Consider the following 1,204-nt stretch of genomic DNA (forward strand, 5'->3'; position numbering starts at 1 on the left):
GACTCACCCAAGATTTCAGCTTTGACTTCTGATTTAGCTTGAGTGACTGCTTGTGAGATAGCCTGCGTCATTGCTGAAGTGCTAACTTTGGTTTTTAATTCTTCGTTAACTCGTTTGTTATCTTCTCCCAATGTACGGGCAAATTCTGTTAATTTTGTAGTTTCCATTTTTTTCTATACCTTTCCAATATTATAAAAGAAGAGTAGATCGGGAAATTCCGGACATACTCCACCATCTGTTACCGTTTTTTCTGAAAGTTGTTTCTCAACTTCCTTTGCTATATCCAGCTCCTTAAGAGCATGGACTTCCTCTGTGACCAATTCCTTATCTGAAGCCACTATCTTGATGTGGGTTTCTTTGTCACTTGGGAAAATATACCCACCAGCGCTAATCTCTAAGCGGTATTTCCCAATTGGCAAGATAGTATCCAGATTAAAATTCACGCCTGAGTTTGTGACAGTCACCCTCTTCTTCCATTGGTACTTGCCCATGGTCAGACTAATGACCGCAACCTCCCCCTCAAGAGAGGGGACGGCTCGATAATCTTCGTCCAAAAGGACGAATCCAAAGGTAGAAGCCACATCACCCTGTTTGATGAGGTAACCGCCATCAACTTGAGCAAGATTGGTCGTATTGAGATTACAGACCATTCTGCGCCCCTTTCTCATCTTCAACTAAGATGTCGTCTCTAATCTGCAACGCTTCAAAATTGTTGTACAAGTGGTCAATGTAGCCATTGCCACCAAGAGCCTTATAGCTATTGTGCATGTTCTCTACTACATAGAACTCATCCTTGGTAGTGAATCCACGACGGATAGCTCTGCGAATATCACGATCAAGGCGCATCCTCATGGTTACAAGGTGCGCTTCGTCGTGCAGTTTAAGCTTGGCTTGTACTTCGTCAATTTTGGTGTTGCTGTCGCATGCAGTTTCTTGGACATCTTTGATTTTCCCTTTAACATCGTCCAATTCAGAAATGATTTGGTCTGTTAGTTCCTTTGATTTCTTCGGCATTTTATAGCCTAACCAAGCAACGACGATTGGTGTCGCAACTGGTAGCACATTCATGAAGAAATGCTCTGTTGATTGTAAGACGTCCATAAAGCACCTCCATTATTGGTTAGATATAACTGTTGTAGCAGGAGGTTCTGCAGTTGTAGGTGCCACGGTAGCTGTCGTAGAAACTGTAGCTACTGGTGCGACA

At 42.9% G+C, this 1,204-nt stretch carries 2 protein-coding genes; both read right to left on the reverse strand.

Features of this window, described 5'->3' with window-relative positions:
- Nucleotides 1–173: 173 nt before the first annotated feature.
- Nucleotides 174–650, reverse strand: coding sequence for a hypothetical protein (locus N8M20_RS10100; RefSeq protein ID WP_261080500.1), 477 nt, complete (start codon nt 648–650; stop codon nt 174–176).
- Nucleotides 640–1,101: a hypothetical protein gene (locus tag N8M20_RS10105; protein WP_261073574.1), complete on the reverse strand. Its 462-nt coding sequence runs from the start codon at nt 1,099–1,101 to the stop codon at nt 640–642. Before N8M20_RS10105 ends, N8M20_RS10100 begins: the two co-directional genes overlap by 11 nt.
- Between the last annotated feature and the right edge of the window lie 103 nt (nt 1,102–1,204).

It is taken from the genome of Streptococcus mitis, from assembly GCF_946190275.1.
GTDB classification, from domain to species: Bacteria; Bacillota; Bacilli; order Lactobacillales; family Streptococcaceae; genus Streptococcus; species Streptococcus mitis_DC.

Coding starts and splice junctions, on each gene's coding strand:
- N8M20_RS10100 (WP_261080500.1), bottom strand. CDS start 650: ATGGTCTGTAATCTCAATACGACCAATCTTGCTCAAGTTGATGGCGGT.
- N8M20_RS10105 (WP_261073574.1), bottom strand. CDS start 1,101: ATGGACGTCTTACAATCAACAGAGCATTTCTTCATGAATGTGCTACCA.